Origin of the sequence: Candidatus Neomicrothrix sp., assembly GCF_035329545.1 — a bacterium.
GTDB classification, from domain to species: Bacteria; Actinomycetota; Acidimicrobiia; order Acidimicrobiales; family Microtrichaceae; genus Microthrix; species Microthrix subdominans.
In genome coordinates this window covers 1-17,226 of the sequence record NZ_DAOLGP010000011.1, presented here as the reverse complement: position 1 = coordinate 17,226, position 17,226 = coordinate 1, and the positions used below count along the sequence as shown (strand labels likewise).

Genomic DNA, 17,226 nt, shown 5'->3' with positions numbered 1-17,226 from the left:
GTGCAGGCGGTAGCTCCCCAGCCGCTTGCTTTGCTCCGATCTGACGGCGGCGCCGGCATTGGCCTTGGACACCTCACACGAAGCCTGGCACTCGGTGAAGCGCTAGCCGATGTTGGCTGGCGAGTCGTTCTGGCTACCAGCAGTCCTCCGAGCGAGATCACATCGATGGCCATGGCCGCTGCAATAGATACACACGAAATCACGGCACCTGCCGGAACCGCTGGCGACGCTAGGCAATTGGCTTCGCTTCATCCGGACCTCGTGATCGTCGACGGCTATCAATTCGGCCACAGCTTCTACATCCAGTTAGGACAGGATGGGATTCGTCATGCGGTCATTGATGACAACGTGGAAACGGCAGCGACCAGTCCCGAATTCGTGATCAACCAGAACCCGCACGCGGCGGGCCGAATGTATTCCCATCTCGAGCCTTCGGAGCTATTGATCGGTCTCCGGTATGCCTTGATTCGCAAGGACGTTAGACTGGCTCGCTCCCGTAAGGTGCACAAAGAGTCCGAGTCGCCCAAAGTACTCGTATCGATCGGTGGGAGCGACCCAAAGCGCCTTACCGCTCCGCTGATCAGTGAGATGGGGCACCTCGGCGCTGATCTCAGAATTGCGATTGGACCGGCGAATGATCATGACGCCGCCATTCGATCAGAAGCCAGGTCGACCAGGCACGCGACAGTAATTAATCCGGAGCAATATCTGGCAGAGCTCGCCGCGTCAGACTGCGCCGTACTTGGCGCCGGGGGGACAGTTTGGGAGGCCGCATATCTCGGTGTCCCCACGCTCGCGCTGATCGTCGCAGACAACCAGGCCGAACCGGTTCGATCCGCCGAAATGCAAGGTTTCACCAACACCATCGACGGCCGAACAATCGATCCAGTCGTCGCGGCTTCTCGTGCGCTGGCGGGCATGTTGGATGATCCGGTTCGACGTGCCGATATGGCTGATGCCGGACAAAGGGCCATCGATGGCCAAGGAGTCCGGAGGGTGGCAGATGCACTTACAAAGGCGGCCCATAGAAAGGTTCCTCGTGGTTGAACTACGCCCCATTGTGACGGGTGACGCCGAACGCCTCTTCGAGTGGCGCAACCTCCCGGAGGTTCGCCGTTACATGTTCACCGATCTACCGATCCGGCGAGAGGAACACGATCGTTGGTTCAAAAGTGTGCTCGTCGATGCCACGCGTCGAGATTGGATTATCCAAACCGACGGGGTTCCGGCAGGCCTGATCAGTCTCACCAGCATCGACGAACACAACTCTCGTTGCTCCTGGGGCTTTTACATCGCATCTCAGGCACTGCGCGGCAGGGGCCTAGGCAGTAGTGCTTGGTTCCAGACGCTTCGCTATGCGTTCGATGATCTCGAACTTGAAAAAGTGTCGAGCGAGGTTCTGGACACAAACCTTTCGGTCATTGCGCTGCATGAGAGGTTCGGATTTCGTCGCGAGGCCTACTTTCGATCCCACGTGCGACGCGGAGACGAGAGGATTGATGTGATTGGCCTCGCTATGCTTCGGGCCGACTGGCAACTCTGCCGGCCGGGCATCGAAGATCAACTGCGGCGTAACGAGCGCTCGCACGCAGATTTGAAGGGCAAGTGATGGACCTCGTAGTCGATGGCCGTACCATCAACAGCACCCAACCTCCCTTTGTGATCGCCGAGTTGTCCGCAAACCATCGTGGAAGTCTCGCAGCAACACTAGAACTGATCCATGCAGCCCACGAGGCCGGTGCCGACGCCGTGAAGTTCCAGCACTTCACTCCAGATACGATCACCGTGCGATCTGACCACCCTGACTTCCGAATCAGCGGGGGAACGCTGTGGGACGGAGCGCAACTGGCCGACTTGTACGCGGAGGCCATGCTGCCGTGGGAGTGGACGCCGGAACTCGTAGCCGAAGCAAACAAGCTCGGCATCACTTGGCTCTCAAGTCCGTTCGATCCCACCGCGGTCGACTTCCTCGTGGCCCTCGATGTACCCGCTTTCAAAATCGCTTCGTTCGAGATTGTCGATCTCCCGTTGATCCGCTATGCAGCGACTCAAGGAAAGCCGTTGATCATCTCTACCGGGATGGCAACCTTGGCCGAGATCGATGCTGCCATCGGCGCCGCCCTGGCCAGCGGTGCACCAGCCGTAGCGCTGTTGCGATGCAATTCCGGCTATCCCGCTGATCCCAGAGAGATGGACCTCCTCACGATTCCCGCAATGCGCGGAGTGTGGGACCTACCCGTTGGGCTTTCCGATCACACGGTCGGAGCGAGTGCTGCGATCACTTCAGTAGCGCTCGGCGCAAGCATCATCGAGAAGCACCTCACACTGCGCCGGTCTGATGGCGGCCCAGACGCAGCCTTTTCGTCGGAGCCTGATGAGCTGAGATCGTTGGTGGCATCTATCCGAGAAGTACATGCTGCGCTCGGCACCGTCCGGTTCGGTCCCTCACCAGGCGAGGAAGCCAGCCTGGCGTTCCGCCGCTCGTTACGCGCAGTCCGTCCCATATCCAGCGGAGAGATGATTACCGCCGAGAATGTGCGGTCGGTACGTCCTGCTGGAGGGCTTGCACCCGATCAGTTCGAAGCAGTAGTTGGCATGAGCTCGAGCCGGGCCATCAACCAAGGAGAGCCGATCATGTGGTCTGATCTCGGCCGAACTGTGAATCGATGACCGAGATCGACCACGCGACCGAGCTGATCTTAGGCACCGCGCAGTTCCAGTCGGGGTACGGGGTCGTGAGGGACACTGAGCAAGCTCATCAGTCAGACGGAATAGATATTTTGGAGTTGGCCGCCCGCCTTGGCATAGCCGCCCTCGACACAGCGCCAGCATACGGCCGGGCAGAAGACACAATCGGCCAGTCAGGGTGCGGCCTACCGGTGCACACCAAGCTCGACCCGAAGCGAAGCCCCGCGGAATCTCTATCGCAATCGCTACAAGATCTGCGACGCGACCGCATAGACGTGCTCTACATCCACGATTCGGCGGAAGTGCTGCGGCCCGAGAGTCGCGTGGTCGCCTCTGCATCCGAGTTGGTAGGTGAACAAGTCGGCAGTCTGGGAGCATCCGTTTACGACCTGCCGGAGTTCGAAGCGGCTGTCGACGACCCTCGTATCGGCGTGGTGCAGGTGCCCCTCAACCTCTTCGATCGTCGTCTCACCCGAAACTTGATTGCATCAGCCGCCTCAACTGGCACGATCGTCTATGTACGAAGCGTGCTGCTTCAGGGCATCCTTGCAGCCGACCCATTGGAACTCGTCGGCCCGACTTTGCCGTTGCGTCCATACGTCGTGGCGTTCGCTGAGCTGGCGGAACGCGTCGGCAAGACGAGGAGGGACCTCGCGATCGGCTGGGTCAAGGCGATCTCGGGAATCCGCGGCATGTTGGTCGGAGCCGAGTCGGTCATTCAGCTTCGCGAGCTGGTCGCATCATTCAACTCCCCACCACTGGACGACGGTTTGATTGCCGAACTCGAAGCACTTCCCTATCCACCTGCTGCTCAGTGCGATCCGCGTAGTTGGACGATCGTGACTTCACCATGAGCCTCTACACCGACCAACACGTGGTGGCGATTGTGCAGGCGCGTATGGGTTCGGTTCGACTCCCTGGGAAGGTCCTCAGCCCGGTACTTAAGAAACCCGTTCTTGAGCATCTGATCGAGCGGCTCTCGCGTGCGGAGCTGGTTGACCAGGTCGTCCTGGCCGTGCCTGACACCGCGGCCAACGACGAACTGTCCGTTCTCGCTGACGGTCTCGGGGTTACTTGCATCCGCGGTAGCGAAACCGACGTCCTTGATCGTTTCGGGGTAGCAGCAGACTCGGCCGACGCCCAGGTCATCGTCCGCATTACGGGAGATTGCCCGCTGGTTGCACCCGAAATAGTCGATCGGGTCCTCTCGGAACTTGCCACCAACCAGTATGACTACCTCAGGACTGGACAATCGTTCCCGGATGGGTTTGATGTCGAGGCTTTCACCATTGAAGCTCTACAGCGGGCAAGGATGGAAGCCACCGAGCCGCACGACCGGGAACACGTCACGCCATATATGCAGCGGGATCCGGATACTCACGCGTCTGTTCTTGAGGCCGCGCAGGCGGTACCCGATGAACGAGTCACGCTGGACGAGCCCGAAGACCTTGAGGTCATAGGTACTGTCTTCGACTTCTTCGGACACAATCGCTTCAGCTTCGAGGCCGTTGCCGAGTTGATGCGTTCGGATCCGTCGCTGTTCGCCGGAAACCGACATCTTGGTCGAGACGGCGGTGCCTCGATGGGCACGGGTGAGAAGCTCTGGAAGCGCGCGAAGCGGGTGATCCCCGGTGGCAACATGTTGTTGTCCAAACGAGCCGAGATGCACCTCCCATCAGGCTGGCCCTCCTACTTCTCGCGAGCGAAGGGCTGCAGGGTTTGGGATCTCGACGACCGGATGTACGTAGACGTGGGACTCATGGGGGTGGGAACCAACATCTTGGGCTATGGGCATCCAAAGGTGGACGAGGCAGTCAGTGCGGCCGTCACCGCCGGGAATATGTCGACCTTCAACTGTCCGGAAGAGGTGTGGCTCGCTGAGCAACTCGTCGACCTGCATCCTTGGGCCGACATGGCTCGCTTTGCCCGCTCAGGCGGCGAGGCCTGTGCAGTGGCCGTCCGAATCGCTAGGGCTGCCTCGGGTCGAGATGGAGTCGCGTTCTGCGGCTACCACGGGTGGAGCGATTGGTATTTGGCGGCCAATCTCACGGAGGGGTCGACGCTGGCTACCCACCTGCTACCTGGGCTGGATCCCGCCGGCGTGCCTCAAGGCCTGGCGGGACCAGCCCCGTGTTTCCCGCAAAATTTAATCCGGCGATATCGGCGTGGCCTTTATGGAGGTGCAGCGGTCCGCTGAGCCTGACCCTGGCTTCCTTGACGGCGTCCGGGCTGCCGCATCTCGCCATGATGCCGTTCTGGTCTTCGACGAATGCACATCGGGCTTCCGCAAGAATCTGGGTGGCCTTCACCTGGTGCACAACGTCGAACCCGACGTTGCTGTGTTTGGGAAGACGCTGGGCAACGGCTACGCGATCAGCGCCGTCATCGGCAGGGAATCGGTGATGCAGGCGGCTCAGAATACGTTCATTTCAAGCACCTTCTGGACCGAACGCATCGGCCCAGCTGCAGGCCTTGCAAGCCTTGCCGCAATGCGGGTCGAGGATGCTCCCGCTCGAATCGACGCGATCGGGCTCGAGATCCGGAGGAGATGGGTCGAGCTTGCCGACTCGGCAGGGTTCCCGATCCAGACACTGGGGCTCCCGGCTCTGGGGAGCTATCTGATTGGCGGTCTCAACCCGCTGGCAGTGAAGACCTTCGTCACCCAAGAGATGCTCGCCCGGGGCTACCTGGCGGGAACTGCGACGTACGCCTCAGTCGCCCACAGTTCGGAAATTCTCGACGGCTATTTCGACACGCTGAGCCCCGTGTTCGACACCCTTGCAGGGATCGAGTCTGACGAGGCGCTGCTTGCGCACTTGCCAAACGGCACCGCCCATAGTGGCTTCCAGCGGCTGGCCTGATTCGTGTCAATCCCCATCAATATCGAAACCGAGCGACTGATTCTGAGGTCGGTCACCGCTGATGATGTCGGAGAGCAGGACCTCGGCTGGCTGAACGACACCATAGCGACGGGGTTCCTGGCGGAGCCTAGACGTTCTAAACAAGACACTTTAGGCGAAGATGAGTTTCTAGCAGATGACAGTGTTCTCTTCCATGCCCCCATCAACAAACCGGGGTCACGTCGGGAACATCGACGTCGGCCCAACCGACCGCTGATGCAACCGGAGCGACGTGGGGGACATGACCAACGACCGAAACACCGTGCGTCAGATGTTAGGGAAGAAATGATACCGGAACCGCCGATGTTCACCTTTCAGTCGCGTCACGCAACGAGGCCGCATCCATGCGCTCCCAGCATCGAACAGGCGCCGACTCACTGGTTTGAAGGAGCGACTCTCTCAACCCTGTGTAGTGGTCTTGGGAATCGAACCCCGCGTCAACAACGTCCCGTGACAACTCGACCCATCGGCTTCAGGTCTCCATCACCATGAGCGAGATCAATGCAGGTGCCGACTGGGAGACCGATCCGATCGTGACCCGGACGGCTGGTGAAGCGCCGAGTTTCACCATGGCGAAACCCGATTCGGTCAATGCAGAGGATCTCGCATGGTCTGCGCTCCCGCAAGTGGCAATGATGTTGCTACATGCTCCTGTGAGCGCCGATCGGGGAGCAGCAACAGAGGTGCTGGATCGTGCTCGGGCCATCGCTCGGGCGATCGCACCTCGGGCTGGCCCTCGATTGACACGCGTTGGCCCAGTGCTCCTGGTTGGGACCAGCGTCCAGACAGGACGGATAATGGCATCCTTGACAGAGGAGTTCACTAAACGACATGGGAAACCCAAGTTCATCCGGCTCCGCCCGCTAGGAATTGGAGCGCTCAAGAGTGTCCGGCAAAACGTTAGACGAGTCGAAAGTGACCTCGCAGGTGCTCTCTCGACCGCCAATATTGGCGAGCCCTTCGGTCTTCGTGATGAGTTACTTAAAGTGGAGACCTTCAGGCGTCGCATTGCGAAGGTCAAGTTTCGAAACGCTGGCATCCGTGCCGTCATCGTCGGTTCACAGAACAACGCTTCAGTCCGGGCGCTTCTTTCTGTTGTCCATCATCAGCATGTCAGCTCGTACTACATCCCTCATGCCCCTACCGCCGACAACGCCTTCTACCACGATCTTCCAACCAACTGGGCGCTGTTGCGTGGTGCGTCGGAGGTCGAATTCTACCGAGGCCTCGGCGCCACCCCGCTCGACCATTTAGCTGCTGTCGGCAACCCAGGCGAGCCGGTGTCACACGCGACGCCGCCAAATTCATCTTCTGTCGTATACGCGGCGTCCGCCCCTGAGGTGATACAAGGCGATATCGATGTCATCTATCACGCCATTCGTTCTCCCATCAAAGTATCCCTACACCCTCGAATGCGCTCACATGCGTACCGGCGGATGTTTCCATCAGCTTGGGAGATAATTGACGCGCCAGACACCTCCACCTATTTGCGACGGCATGGAGCGAAGGCTGTGGTCCAACATGGAAGTGGCGTGGGGTTAGAGGCTCTTTCCATGGGGCTGGACGTGATTGACCTCTGCCATCCGCAAGACCGACCCAACTATCCATATATCATTGAACCTTACGTCCAGATCGTCCACGACGTCAGCAGTCTACGAAAAGCGATGGATAAATTGTCGGTTCGTGCTGGGGGACGACTTGAACGGATTGATTACGCCCATTCTTGGTGTAATGAATCGAGCATCGACGTTGTGCGAAGTATCGCAGATCTCGTCGAGCAAAGTTCGACCTGCGACACGGCAGGTGGGGTTCTTCTCGACGGATGGGAGTGGGGTTGCGCCGCTAAGGGCGACTTCAGCTACCCCGATTGATCCTGGAATTCATCCGACTTCGGCCTTGGGCCGGTCTGCAGTACTGGCCGCAATCACGATCTCCAACCGGTCGGTGGAAGCTGTGTCTGAAAGCGACTACCATCCACCCTTGTGCGCTACAACGTAGACCTTAGTAGGGGATCCCCAACACCGGCCCTGCGAGCATGGAACGAGGTCTACAACCTTGTCTGGATACGTAGCCATGGTTTAAGAGGCACAAGGGTAGGAGTCGAATCGTTCACTAACAGGTACCGGTCGCGAGACGACGCCAATTGTTTCATGGTGATGTGGTTGCGAAACCTTGATCGGATCACAAAAACCCTTGAAGAAACCACACAGCTCAACACTCTGACTTTCCTTGATGTCGGATGTGGAACTGGAATCCCAACCCTGTACGCAGCGACTCGATACGAATTCGCTGATTTGCGAGGCTTCGACTTTGAGGCTCCGCTGATAGAGGACGCAAGACGTAACCAGGAAAAGTTCCCAAAGGCCGGTCGGCGCTGTACGTTCGACGTGGGCGACGCATCTCAGCTCAAACTCCCGAAGGCGAGGTACTTACTGTTTTTGGCAAATCCTTTTGGAGAGCGAGTCCTCGAACAGTTCATTTCGAACAATTTGGATATTCTGGCATCGACACGCTCATACATTGCAATGGTGAACGACCACGGAATCCAAAACGTCATGGCAACGAGCGGCGTTTCTCTAGTACATAGGAACCCGACCTACAACTGCTCCCTGCTTTCTGTCGGTGATGCCGATGGCTAAGGCTATGGTGTTTGTTCTCGACTCAAGACGATTGCTGCTCGATTGCGCAACCAGCGGTGAAATCTCGTAGCTGCTTCTTCGGGAGCGGCTGCCAGTTCGACGGGGTTTCTTCATCAAGCCAAATGGATCATGCCGGTCCGCAGCCGACTGTCATAGAATCGAAGAGCGGACAGAAGCGCCTCGGCGCGCCGGACTCTCTCAATCGGGTGAGGCCTCGGTTTTGAGTGTCGCAGCGTACTCTTCGGCCCGATGCGTCAGAACCAACACAGCTGCCGACGCGTCCCAAAACCGTTCGTGCTCCACCACGGGCACAGTCTGTCCCCCAAAGCCGCGCTTGAAGCGGGCAATTGCGAGTTCTTTGGGTGATGGGGCTCTCGCACTAGTGGGGGCGAATTGCTGCTGACCTAATTCGTAGGAGACGACGCCGCGTCGGGCAAGCTCCTCGACCGCCGCCCATTGCAGCACGTGTCCAATCGGCTGGCCCTCAACATCTGGGTGATTTGCCGCCGAGGCGTAGTAGGCACTTCTTCCCGAGACAAGCACGTAGCTGAAACCAACCCATTGGCTAGCGAGACGGGCCCCGAACAAGAGCCCAGTTCCGTCCGCGAGCCAGTTCTCCATCAGTTCCCAAGTCCGCGGCGGCCTCGTCGAACGACCCGCCGCTCGGCGGTGCATCTCACGGTAGGCAGAGAAGGCTTTGCGATCACTCGGGTCGGTGAGCGCCGCCGACATCGACCGCAAGCCGCGCGTAATAGCGGAGCGGTGGCCCTTGGACATTCCTCGACGAATCACATCAACCGGAAGCGAAGTATCGAGGACCTGGGTGGCGCCTCCACGTTCCGCCCATCCATTGCGCAGGGCGGCCACTCGAACAGCGGATTGGTACGTGGCGGCGTCAGTAGGGATCGATGCCAGCCGTGTTGAGCCGGACACCGCACCCTCGGCCGAGGCAATCTTTGAAAGGTGATCAAAGCACAACCTGATCGCTTCGGCGGTCGTCGCCTCATCCAACTCGGGAGAGACCGCAGGGACCCACACTGGCCCTCCTCCGAAACCAATTGAGCGCGACGTCGCCTCGGTACCGCCGATCGCAGACTCTTCAACCAGGGCGACAGCTGCCGCCACAACTCGGTCTTCCCCATCGCGCACGGTGAACACCGACCCACATGGGGACGTATCCTGGCCGTAAGCGATGGTGTAATCGATCCATGAACGCGAATGCCAGAACCACCCAGTTGGGCTCGATGATACGAACATGTCCCACTCCGGTGGTGGGACAAGGCCGTGGTCGACGATTCGCATCACCCGCACTGAACTAGGGTCGCGTTACTCTGATCCTGCTGCAGTCGCTGATCGCCGAACGTTGTAGGATCAGCGATCCCTCCCGTAGCCGGAGATTTCCCCCACGTCCATGCGCAGCAAACGGCTGACCGGCGTTCCGCTGCTCTGAGTGCGTCAAGGTTGGCGTTCATAGCCAATTCGGTCAGGTCTTGGCTCACGAATTGGCGGATTATCACAATCTCGTCGAACTCGCGATGAGAGCGCCAGCGGCGGGCGCGAAGCGAGGTGTCGTGAGGCTCCCATCGAGCAGCTTCTCGTCGAGGTGACTTGCGAGGCGGCAGAAAGCCGTTCTGCACAAAGCTGTAGTCCGAGTCGTACGAATTGCGGGCAAGGCACCTGCCAGGGGGTTGATGCACGAAACGGATGGTATCGGCAGTCGGCTCGAAGGACGAAGTTTGTGCGCGTAGAACATTCTGAGGTGCGAACCCGAAGAGGAGGCCCTGACCTCGTCGACTGAGGTGAAGCCAGGTCGTGCTTCGGAGAGTACGATCAGCCCCAGCCGGGCTACTTAGCTGGCGTAGAAATGAAGCCATCTTGCTTGCGATGACGCACCCGGCAATCATGAGACGGTGAGCCAGTCCCCCCCGATCGGCCCTCGCAGGTACGAAGCAGATACCCCAACTGCGGTGCTCTGGTTGGCCAAGGGCCTGGGCAAGGGTGGGATGGAGCAGTTGCTGCTCAACCACGCTCGAGCGGGTAACCGGACTGCGTTCTCATATCGAGCCGCCTACCTCGTCGACCGGCCGCATTCTGTTGTCGAGGACCTGCGCAGCGAGGGAGTCCCGGTCCAGCGTCTCGGCTCGGGGCGCATCATGGACCCACGGTGGATTCGGGACCTCCTTGCCGAGCTGAAGGATGGCCAGATCGACATCCTTCACATCCACTCCCCTCTTCCTGGTGCCATCGCCAGGCTGGTGCTTTCGGTCGCCAACCGGCACGTGAAGGTCGTGGTGACCGAGCACAACCGTTGGGACCGCTATACGCCCCCTACACGATGGGTGAACCGGGCGACGTTCGGCCTCAACGATGCTGCCCTAGCGGTGTCGGCCGACTGCCGGTCAACCATGCCCGCGAGGATTCAGGCGCGGGTGCGGGTGCTGGAGCACGGTATCGACGCCGACGTGGTGCTCAAGTCTTTGGACCAGCGCCAGCGGGTTCGTGAGCACCTCGGAATCTCTGCTGATGCGATCGTCGTCGGCACGGTTGCCAACCTGCGGGAGCAGAAGAACTACCCGCTGATGCTTGCAACGGCGAAGCGGGCGCTCGCCGAACATCCAGACGTGGTCTTCCTCGCTGTGGGCCAGGGGCCCTTGGAATCGAGTCTCAACCTGCTGCACGTCGAGCTTGGCCTCGGCGATCGGTTTCGGTTTCTTGGCTTCCGGTCCGACGCATCCGATGTGATGGCTGCGCTCGACGTGTTTATGCTCAGTTCACATCACGAGGGCCTACCGGTTGCCCTTATGGAGGCCATGACGCTGGGCCTCCCCATCGTCAGCACGGCGGTGGGCGGCATCCCCGAGATGGTCACCGACGACCACGAGGGACGCCTTGTGGCCGACGGGTCCGAGCGAGAGCTGACCCAGGCGCTGATCGAAGTGATTGAGGACGCCGACCTTCGCGCTCGGTACGGCGAACAGAGCCGAGCGACGGCGCTCGAGCGGTTCAGCGCCGCTACCGCGACCGCCGCGGTCGAGGCCATCTACCGTGAGGTACTCAGGAGCTGATCCTGGTTAGTGTTCTCAGCGGACCATTCCACTAAGTTTAGGCTGCACTCGCTCGCCTTGCCCGGCACAGCGGCGCTTCGATAGGACCCCGTTTCCCGGCAGGACCTGGCATGTTCTTCAACAGTCTTCAGTACGCGGCGTTTCTGCCCGTGGTTTGGATCGTCTATCGAGTGCTGAGGCGGGTTCCACAGCAGAACGCGTGGCTCTTGTTGGCCTCGTACGTGTTCTACGGCTTCTGGGATTGGCGATTCCTAGGACTCATTCTCGTCTCGACGGCGGTCGATTACACCGTCTCCCGGCTCATGAGACCAGCTGCCGAGCCGTTACGTAAGCAGCTCCTTTTGGTTTCCTTGGTCGTCAACCTTGGCCTGCTGGTGACGTTCAAGTATTTCGGGTTCTTCGTGGAGTCGACCGCAAGTTTGCTGCGGACGTTCGGCTTGGAGCCGAACCTCCCGCTGCTGAAGATCCTCCTCCCCGTGGGGATCAGCTTCTACACGTTTCAGACGATCAGCTACACGTTCGATGTCTTCAGACGCAGGATCGAACCCGAAGAGAATCCGGTCACGTTCGCTCTCTACGTCCCGTACTTCCCTCAACTTGTTGCTGGCCCAATCGAGCGTGCCCAGCATCTGCTTCCCCAGATTCAGGGTGAGCGGCGACGGGCCGATGAGCACGACATCCTCTCTGGCCTGCGGCTGATTCTCGTAGGGTTGTTCAAGAAGGTGGCCATAGCTGACGCCGTCGCACCGCTGGTAGCAAAGTCGTTCAACTCGCCAGGGGGTTCGGTGTCCGCTGCGATCGGGATCCTGGCGTTTAGCCGCGATCCGGCACGTTTCTCCGGTGTTGGCGGCCTGAAGGCCGTTTTGGTGTGAGGGGGGGTTGGTTTCGGGTGTGGTGGGGTGCTCGTTGCGGGTTCAGGGGGCTGCTACCCGGCTGTCCAGTGTGTTGAGGTGTGTTCGGGTTGGTGTGTGGGGTCGGTGAAGTAGCCCGGCCGAAGGTTCGGGCTGGTGGACTGGCTGTCTGGAGTAGGTGACGGTCAGATCTGGAGTGGTGTGGGCTGGTTCATGGTCCGGAGGCGGCGTCCGGCGTTGCGGAGGTGGGGGTTCCATGGCCAGTGTTTGGGCCAGAGAGTCCAGGTTTGTCGGTTGCGGACGCGGAGGATCGCGGGTGTGTTGAAGAGGCAACGTCTCAGCTTTTTGGGGTGGGCGTGTTCGAACTCGGTGCCGGCCAGGAGGTCGAGTTGGAACCAGCGACACAGGGTGTGGGCCCAGCCGACCATTGAGGTCCAGATCTTGTTGCGGGCGGTGTCGGGGAACGGGAACCGGTCGAGGCCACAGGTTTTGAGTCGTTTGATGTTCTCTTCGACGTGGGCGTGTTCGCGTTGGAGCCGGTCGACCTCCAAAGCTGATTCGCCTGGGAGGTCGGAGATGATGATGGTGTGGCGCCAGCCGTTCGTGTCGAACATCCGCTGCTGGGCGCCGGGGTGTAACGGTTCGCGTCGGACGACGACTCGGGTGCCGGGCGGGTAGTGAACATCGAGGTCGTCTTTGGGTCGTTTCTTCAGCCCAACCCATCTGGCGATGGCTGGGTCGTCGGTGACCTCAACGACTTGGGCTTTGCGGGCGTCGACGTCGGAATGCTCGTCGTCGAGGTCGACGTTGTGGGGTTCCAACGCCTGTTCCCAGTTGGTGTTGTCGTCGAAGCTGAGGATCACCGAGCTCAAGACGGTGTTCGACCTTCCGGTGACGCAGAACCGGACGTTGCGGTCCCACATGTCCCACATGAACCCGAGGGTGTGCCCGGCCGAATCGGATCTGACGAGGATTTCGTTGGCCGCGTCAGCAGCGACAGCGCCGGGGCGATGGGACCGGGCGACGCTTTCGGGGAGCGCGTCCAGTCCTGCGTCGACGATCCCAACGAGATCGGCGATGGTGTTCGCGCCGGCGTTGCCGGGCCGGTGCTCAACCGCGAGGGCCTCACCGGAGCAGTCAGCGAAACACGCCAGCGGGTGGAACCCGTACCCGCGTTTGTAGTTGCCTTTGGCGTCTTCTTTCTCCGAGTGCACACGGGTGAGGGTGGCGTCGATGTCCAAGGTCACCCGACTGTCGGGATCAGACCAGCCGTGTTCGGCCCACACGCGAGTGCGGACCTCGGCCATCACGTCGTCGATAGCACCGGTCGATCCGGGTGTTTTGGCGAAGTCGGCGATCATCCGCCGGAACGTCGTGTCCGAACCGACGTCACCCAGCACACCTTCGGCGGCTTGGACCATCGCCAGGTCGGTGCAGCAATCTCCTCCGGCGTTCAACATCAACAAGCCATGGACCAACAACCCGCCCCGGTCAACAACCGGTATTCCCGGGCCCAAATAGGGCACAGCACCGGCGAACCCGCCGGTCACTCCCAGCCGGTCGGTGTACTCCGCGAGCGGCCCCAAGCCAGCCAACGCGACGATCTTGTCGGTCTCATCATCGCCGTCATAGCGGACCGGTTCCGACGCGCTACATTGCACCTGACGGGTGCGTTCCATCCCAGCCTCTTTGTGTGTCTCGACAACCACAAGTTTGCCGGAACGGAGCGCATTTGTCGCGTCCGAACCTAGTTCTTCACGGTCTCAACGTGCCGGATCGAGGTTAGCCTTCAGATCTACGGCGACTTCAGCGGCTACACCGACATTGCCCGTGGAACCTCCCGTCTTTTCGGCATCGAGCTCATCCGGAACTTCCGCCAGCCTTACCTCTCCCGAAACATCACCGAATTTTGGCGGACCTGGCACATCTCACTCTCGAATTGGCTCCACGACTATCTCTACGTTCCTTTGGGCGGCAACCGCAACGGCGCGCTGTCCACCTATCGAAACCTGATGCTAACCATGCTGATCGGCGGTCTCTGGCACGGCGCCAGTTGGACCTTCGTGGTGTGGGGTGGGCTTCATGGCCTGTACCTCGTCGCCGAACGAGCGATTGGGGTTAGCGAGCATCGCGGGGTTCGGCCACCGATCAGAGCTGGGCAGCTTCCATCGAAGCTGTTCACGTTCGCTCTGGTGAGCATGACGTGGGTCTTCTTCCGGGCAGACGATTTCGGTCAGGCCATGGACGTCTTCCGCTCTCTCTTCAGTGGATCGGGTGGCCTCCCTATCGAAGACGTGATCCTCGTTGGCGTCATTGCACTGGAGGTCCTCCTGATGGACCTCTACGCACGCAGGCAGCCCGCGCTGATGAAAGTTCTGCAATATCCAGTGGTCGAGGGGTTCGCTTACGGCATGCTCGCCGTTGGGGTCATCGTGTGGAGTGGAGGTGGCGGTGCGCAGTTCATCTATTTTCAGTTCTAGACACAAACGTCTCTTGGGATTGGCTTGCGGGATGATGCTTGCGCTTGTCGCCTCCGAGGCTGGCGCGCGGCTGCTCGCTCCCGGGTTTGGGCACAACGGCGACTGGCCCAGCAACGAGACGTTTGTGAAGTACACCCAGCTGAGCAATCTCAGCGACCCTGTGGATACGGTCTACGTCGGTTCATCCCTGGTTGCATTTGGAGTCGACTCCAAGTTGATCTCTGAGCGGACTGGCAACTTCCACTACAACGCAGCCCTTTCAGCCGGACAGATCGAGACCCTTGACACGTGGACTAGGGAGTTCGTCGTGCCGTTGGCCAGGCCTCGACGTATCGTTTTGGGAGTTGGCCCGACCGAACTTGCCGGGACTGCGGCCGATGACGGCAACCGTGATCGCTTCGCACAGGCCCCGGCTATCGCGCAGGCCAGACACCCGACACGGATGCGCAGCGCTGAGGAGTCGGTGCAGGTCAGGTCGGAACTGTTCAACGTCCGCCGTCAACTGCGGAGCGTTCGCGATGCCGGACGGGCCATCGTGGACGGCGAGTTTCCTCAGTACTGGGGTCCGTATGGTGAGCGGCAGGACGACTTCGGTGGGGAGCGAGTTGTTGCGAGCCTCGACGCCGACAGTGCCTTGGATGGCCCTTCTCCGGAGCGGATCGCCACACTCAATGAACTTGTCGACTGGCTGACTGACCAAGGCATTGAGGTCGTTCTGTTGGAGATGCCTGCATCGCCGACCTTGCTCGATCAACTTGGAGGCGCAGGTGACGACGTCCTCAAGGTGCTGGAACAAACCGCCAGTCGGCAAGGGGTCTCGGTGATCGACGGCAGGCCCTTGGCGGATCAGGACGAGTTATTCTTCGACGGATCTCACCTGAATCCTGCTGGCCAGGCCGAATTTTCCCAAGCCCTGTCTGCCAAGCTCGAGTAAGGACGGACACTCCCCTCGTGGGCAAGGGGCGTCACGAGGCGGCGGACCCTCAAAGTTTGACATGGCCCTCTGCAACCGGCTTCCAGCTGGCCAAACCCTTGCCTGCTCAGAACAGCTCGATGTCTCCGAGGCTCAGGGCCAGCTGATCCATCGCTGGCACCATCGGCGTGGCAACCGGGCGCCACGTGAGGATCGGGCCCAACGCCGGAACCGGAACGAAGCCTTGCCGGGCATCGGCGAGCGGCAACCGACCCTGCGACGTCGAGCCCTTCAAGAGGTAGTCGACGCCCGCACCTTTGAGGGCCTTCCACGCCCGTCTCGGTGACGTCCCGGCGGGGGTGAGCACGTCGCAGATCGTCGCCTCCACTGCCGTGCCCCGACGTCGGGCCCGGAACACCACGAGGCCGTCCTCGACCCCTGTTCCCAGGCTGACCGCTCGGTAGCGCAACGGTTCGAACCGGTAGCGCCAATGGAGAAACTCTGTGGTCCGATCGGTGGCGATGTGCGACCCGGTGTCGATCCGGGCCAGGAGCGCCTCGACGGCGTCGTGATCGGCGAACGCCTCAGCGGCCGGGCGCCCCACGGAGCACTCCTCCGACCACTTCTCGGCGGCGGTGCGGGCGCCCGCCAACTTGGCGATCGAACCCGGGCCGGTCAGCCGGACCGACACCGGCACCTTGCCGACCTGTTGCCAACCCATCTTGAGGTAGCCCGGGCGGCTCTTGTCGTTGGGCGTGTTGAACACGCAGTCCACGCTGTCGTCCCGGAGGTCGTCGAGGGCACCCAGCGTCAGCCGGCTGAAGATACCCCGCCCCTGCCAGTCGGGGTGGGTGGCGGTGTCGACCGCACGGACGGCGTTGATGGTGGTGCCGTCGAATCGCCGGAAACGCCAGCGGAGGAAGGTCCGCAGGCCCACGAGGGTGCCACCTTCGTCCTCAGCCACCCAGGTGGGCGACGGCCCAAACGGGTTTTCGTCGTGCTTCCACTCGAAGAACGCCTCGTTGGGTTCGCCGGCCTTCCAACCGAGCGCCTGCCGACACAGCTCGATGATCGCCGGGCGGTCGTCGGCCGTGGCACGCCGAAGTCGCAGGTCGTCGGGTGCATCCTTAGGGGCGTTCACGGCCCGACGATACAGGAGTCGGTTGTTTGGCGGCTCAGGCCGATCGCCCCATCAACCGATTCTTCAGCGCAAAGACCGCGGAGTGAGCGCCGCTGGCGATGGCCGCTGTCCGCTCAACCAAGACGCCACAATCGATGTTCAAGGCGAGCTACTGCTCGACGTACGTCTCGGCAACCTTCCCGATGAGGAGGGCGACACCTCCAAGCATGACGAGACTTGAGAGACCCAGTCCCAGCATCAAGGCTACGGGCACCCCCGCGCCGAACGAGTCCAATTGCGGTTGAACCAGCACAACCTTGAAACCAGCAGCGATGGCGCTGCGTCCTTGAGGAGCTCCAGCCATCGCTCCGAGAAGGGCGCTGAGCATCAAGGCGATTTCCAAAAGGTTCCCGAACCGCAGCACCAAAGATGCTTACCCCCGCTGATCGTCACGCCGGCCAAGGCCAACGGATCGACACTGCCCGTCAGGCCGACCTTGATGCCGCCTACCAAGCACACCCGGAGCGGTTCCCCAACGGGCGGCCACACCCGCCCCACCAGCCCGAACGG

At 60.9% G+C, this 17,226-nt stretch carries 16 protein-coding genes; 13 read left to right on the top strand and 3 right to left on the bottom strand.

Annotation, left to right across the window (positions count from 1 at the left end; all coding sequences use genetic code 11):
* The 8 genes from pseG (at position 1) to PKD89_RS08230 (ending at position 8,227) form a co-directional block, all read left to right on the top strand.
* A complete protein-coding gene (pseG, locus tag PKD89_RS08265) occupies positions 1-1,047 on the top strand; it encodes a UDP-2,4-diacetamido-2,4,6-trideoxy-beta-L-altropyranose hydrolase (protein WP_289011737.1) in 1,047 nt (348 codons plus the stop codon).
* Positions 1,040-1,609, top strand: a complete 570-nt coding sequence (gene pseH / locus PKD89_RS08260; RefSeq protein WP_289011738.1) for a UDP-4-amino-4,6-dideoxy-N-acetyl-beta-L-altrosamine N-acetyltransferase — start codon at positions 1,040-1,042, stop codon at positions 1,607-1,609. The genes pseG and pseH overlap by 8 nt, the downstream gene beginning before the upstream one ends.
* Positions 1,609-2,670: a pseudaminic acid synthase gene (pseI, locus tag PKD89_RS08255; RefSeq protein WP_289011739.1), complete on the top strand. Its 1,062-nt coding sequence runs from the start codon at positions 1,609-1,611 to the stop codon at positions 2,668-2,670. The genes pseH and pseI overlap by 1 nt, the downstream gene beginning before the upstream one ends.
* The gene (locus PKD89_RS08250) at positions 2,667-3,542 is read left to right on the top strand and encodes an aldo/keto reductase (protein ID WP_289011740.1); all 876 of its coding nucleotides are present in this window, start codon (positions 2,667-2,669) and stop codon (positions 3,540-3,542) included. Before pseI ends, PKD89_RS08250 begins: the two co-directional genes overlap by 4 nt.
* On the top strand, positions 3,539-4,885 hold the full coding sequence (locus PKD89_RS08245) for an aminotransferase class III-fold pyridoxal phosphate-dependent enzyme (RefSeq protein WP_324332369.1): 1,347 nt from the start codon (positions 3,539-3,541) through the stop codon (positions 4,883-4,885). The genes PKD89_RS08250 and PKD89_RS08245 overlap by 4 nt, the downstream gene beginning before the upstream one ends.
* Positions 4,863-5,549, top strand: coding sequence for an aminotransferase class III-fold pyridoxal phosphate-dependent enzyme (locus PKD89_RS08240; RefSeq protein WP_324332384.1), 687 nt, complete (start codon positions 4,863-4,865; stop codon positions 5,547-5,549). Before PKD89_RS08245 ends, PKD89_RS08240 begins: the two co-directional genes overlap by 23 nt.
* A gap of 527 nt (positions 5,550-6,076) precedes the next feature.
* Entirely contained in the window at positions 6,077-7,459 is a 1,383-nt protein-coding gene (locus PKD89_RS08235) for a hypothetical protein (RefSeq protein WP_012229205.1), read from the top strand.
* 111 nt (positions 7,460-7,570) lie between these two features.
* Positions 7,571-8,227: a class I SAM-dependent methyltransferase gene (locus PKD89_RS08230; protein ID WP_155852240.1), complete on the top strand. Its 657-nt coding sequence runs from the start codon at positions 7,571-7,573 to the stop codon at positions 8,225-8,227.
* A gap of 198 nt (positions 8,228-8,425) precedes the next feature.
* Here the strand turns inward: PKD89_RS08230 and PKD89_RS08225 are convergent, their stop codons facing one another.
* A complete protein-coding gene (locus PKD89_RS08225; RefSeq protein WP_289010427.1) occupies positions 8,426-9,484 on the bottom strand; it encodes a GNAT family N-acetyltransferase in 1,059 nt (352 codons plus the stop codon).
* Positions 9,485-10,137: 653 nt separating this feature from the next.
* Here PKD89_RS08225 and PKD89_RS08220 point away from each other — a divergent pair.
* Positions 10,138-11,292 carry a glycosyltransferase gene (locus PKD89_RS08220; RefSeq protein WP_012229200.1) on the top strand — a complete coding sequence of 385 codons (1,155 nt, stop codon included), beginning with the start codon at positions 10,138-10,140 and terminating at the stop codon, positions 11,290-11,292.
* Positions 11,293-11,402: 110 nt separating this feature from the next.
* The gene (locus tag PKD89_RS08215) at positions 11,403-12,164 is read left to right on the top strand and encodes an MBOAT family O-acyltransferase (RefSeq protein WP_012229199.1); all 762 of its coding nucleotides are present in this window, start codon (positions 11,403-11,405) and stop codon (positions 12,162-12,164) included.
* Between the two features lie 164 nt (positions 12,165-12,328).
* Here PKD89_RS08215 and PKD89_RS08210 read toward each other — a convergent pair whose 3' ends face one another.
* Positions 12,329-13,822 (bottom strand): IS1380 family transposase, encoded by a 1,494-nt coding sequence (locus PKD89_RS08210; protein ID WP_289010428.1) that lies wholly within the window; start codon positions 13,820-13,822, stop codon positions 12,329-12,331.
* A gap of 96 nt (positions 13,823-13,918) precedes the next feature.
* On the opposite strand from PKD89_RS08210, the gene PKD89_RS08205 reads away from it, so the two are divergent.
* Positions 13,919-14,623 carry an MBOAT family O-acyltransferase gene (locus PKD89_RS08205; protein ID WP_081661125.1) on the top strand — a complete coding sequence of 235 codons (705 nt, stop codon included), beginning with the start codon at positions 13,919-13,921 and terminating at the stop codon, positions 14,621-14,623.
* Positions 14,589-15,557 (top strand): SGNH/GDSL hydrolase family protein, encoded by a 969-nt coding sequence (locus tag PKD89_RS08200; RefSeq protein ID WP_162143664.1) that lies wholly within the window; start codon positions 14,589-14,591, stop codon positions 15,555-15,557. Before PKD89_RS08205 ends, PKD89_RS08200 begins: the two co-directional genes overlap by 35 nt.
* A 106-nt stretch (positions 15,558-15,663) precedes the next feature.
* Here the strand turns inward: PKD89_RS08200 and PKD89_RS08195 are convergent, their stop codons facing one another.
* Positions 15,664-16,677: a GNAT family N-acetyltransferase gene (locus PKD89_RS08195; RefSeq protein WP_012229174.1), complete on the bottom strand. Its 1,014-nt coding sequence runs from the start codon at positions 16,675-16,677 to the stop codon at positions 15,664-15,666.
* An 82-nt stretch (positions 16,678-16,759) separates the two neighbouring features.
* On the opposite strand from PKD89_RS08195, the gene PKD89_RS08190 reads away from it, so the two are divergent.
* Positions 16,760-16,897, top strand: a complete 138-nt coding sequence (locus PKD89_RS08190; protein ID WP_155852543.1) for a hypothetical protein — start codon at positions 16,760-16,762, stop codon at positions 16,895-16,897.
* The last annotated feature ends 329 nt before the right edge of the window (positions 16,898-17,226 follow it).

Excerpts from the sequence above, each read along its gene's own strand:
- PKD89_RS08235 (WP_012229205.1), top strand. The coding sequence starts at position 6,077 with ATGAGCGAGATCAATGCAGGTGCCGACTGGGAGACCGATCCGATCGTG.
- pseI (WP_289011739.1), top strand. The coding sequence starts at position 1,609 with ATGGACCTCGTAGTCGATGGCCGTACCATCAACAGCACCCAACCTCCC.
- PKD89_RS08245 (WP_324332369.1), top strand. The coding sequence starts at position 3,539 with ATGAGCCTCTACACCGACCAACACGTGGTGGCGATTGTGCAGGCGCGT.
- PKD89_RS08240 (WP_324332384.1), top strand. The coding sequence starts at position 4,863 with ATGGAGGTGCAGCGGTCCGCTGAGCCTGACCCTGGCTTCCTTGACGGC.
- PKD89_RS08210 (WP_289010428.1), bottom strand. The coding sequence starts at position 13,822 with ATGGAACGCACCCGTCAGGTGCAATGTAGCGCGTCGGAACCGGTCCGC.
- PKD89_RS08215 (WP_012229199.1), top strand. The coding sequence starts at position 11,403 with ATGTTCTTCAACAGTCTTCAGTACGCGGCGTTTCTGCCCGTGGTTTGG.
- PKD89_RS08250 (WP_289011740.1), top strand. The coding sequence starts at position 2,667 with ATGACCGAGATCGACCACGCGACCGAGCTGATCTTAGGCACCGCGCAG.
- PKD89_RS08225 (WP_289010427.1), bottom strand. The coding sequence starts at position 9,484 with ATGTTCGTATCATCGAGCCCAACTGGGTGGTTCTGGCATTCGCGTTCA.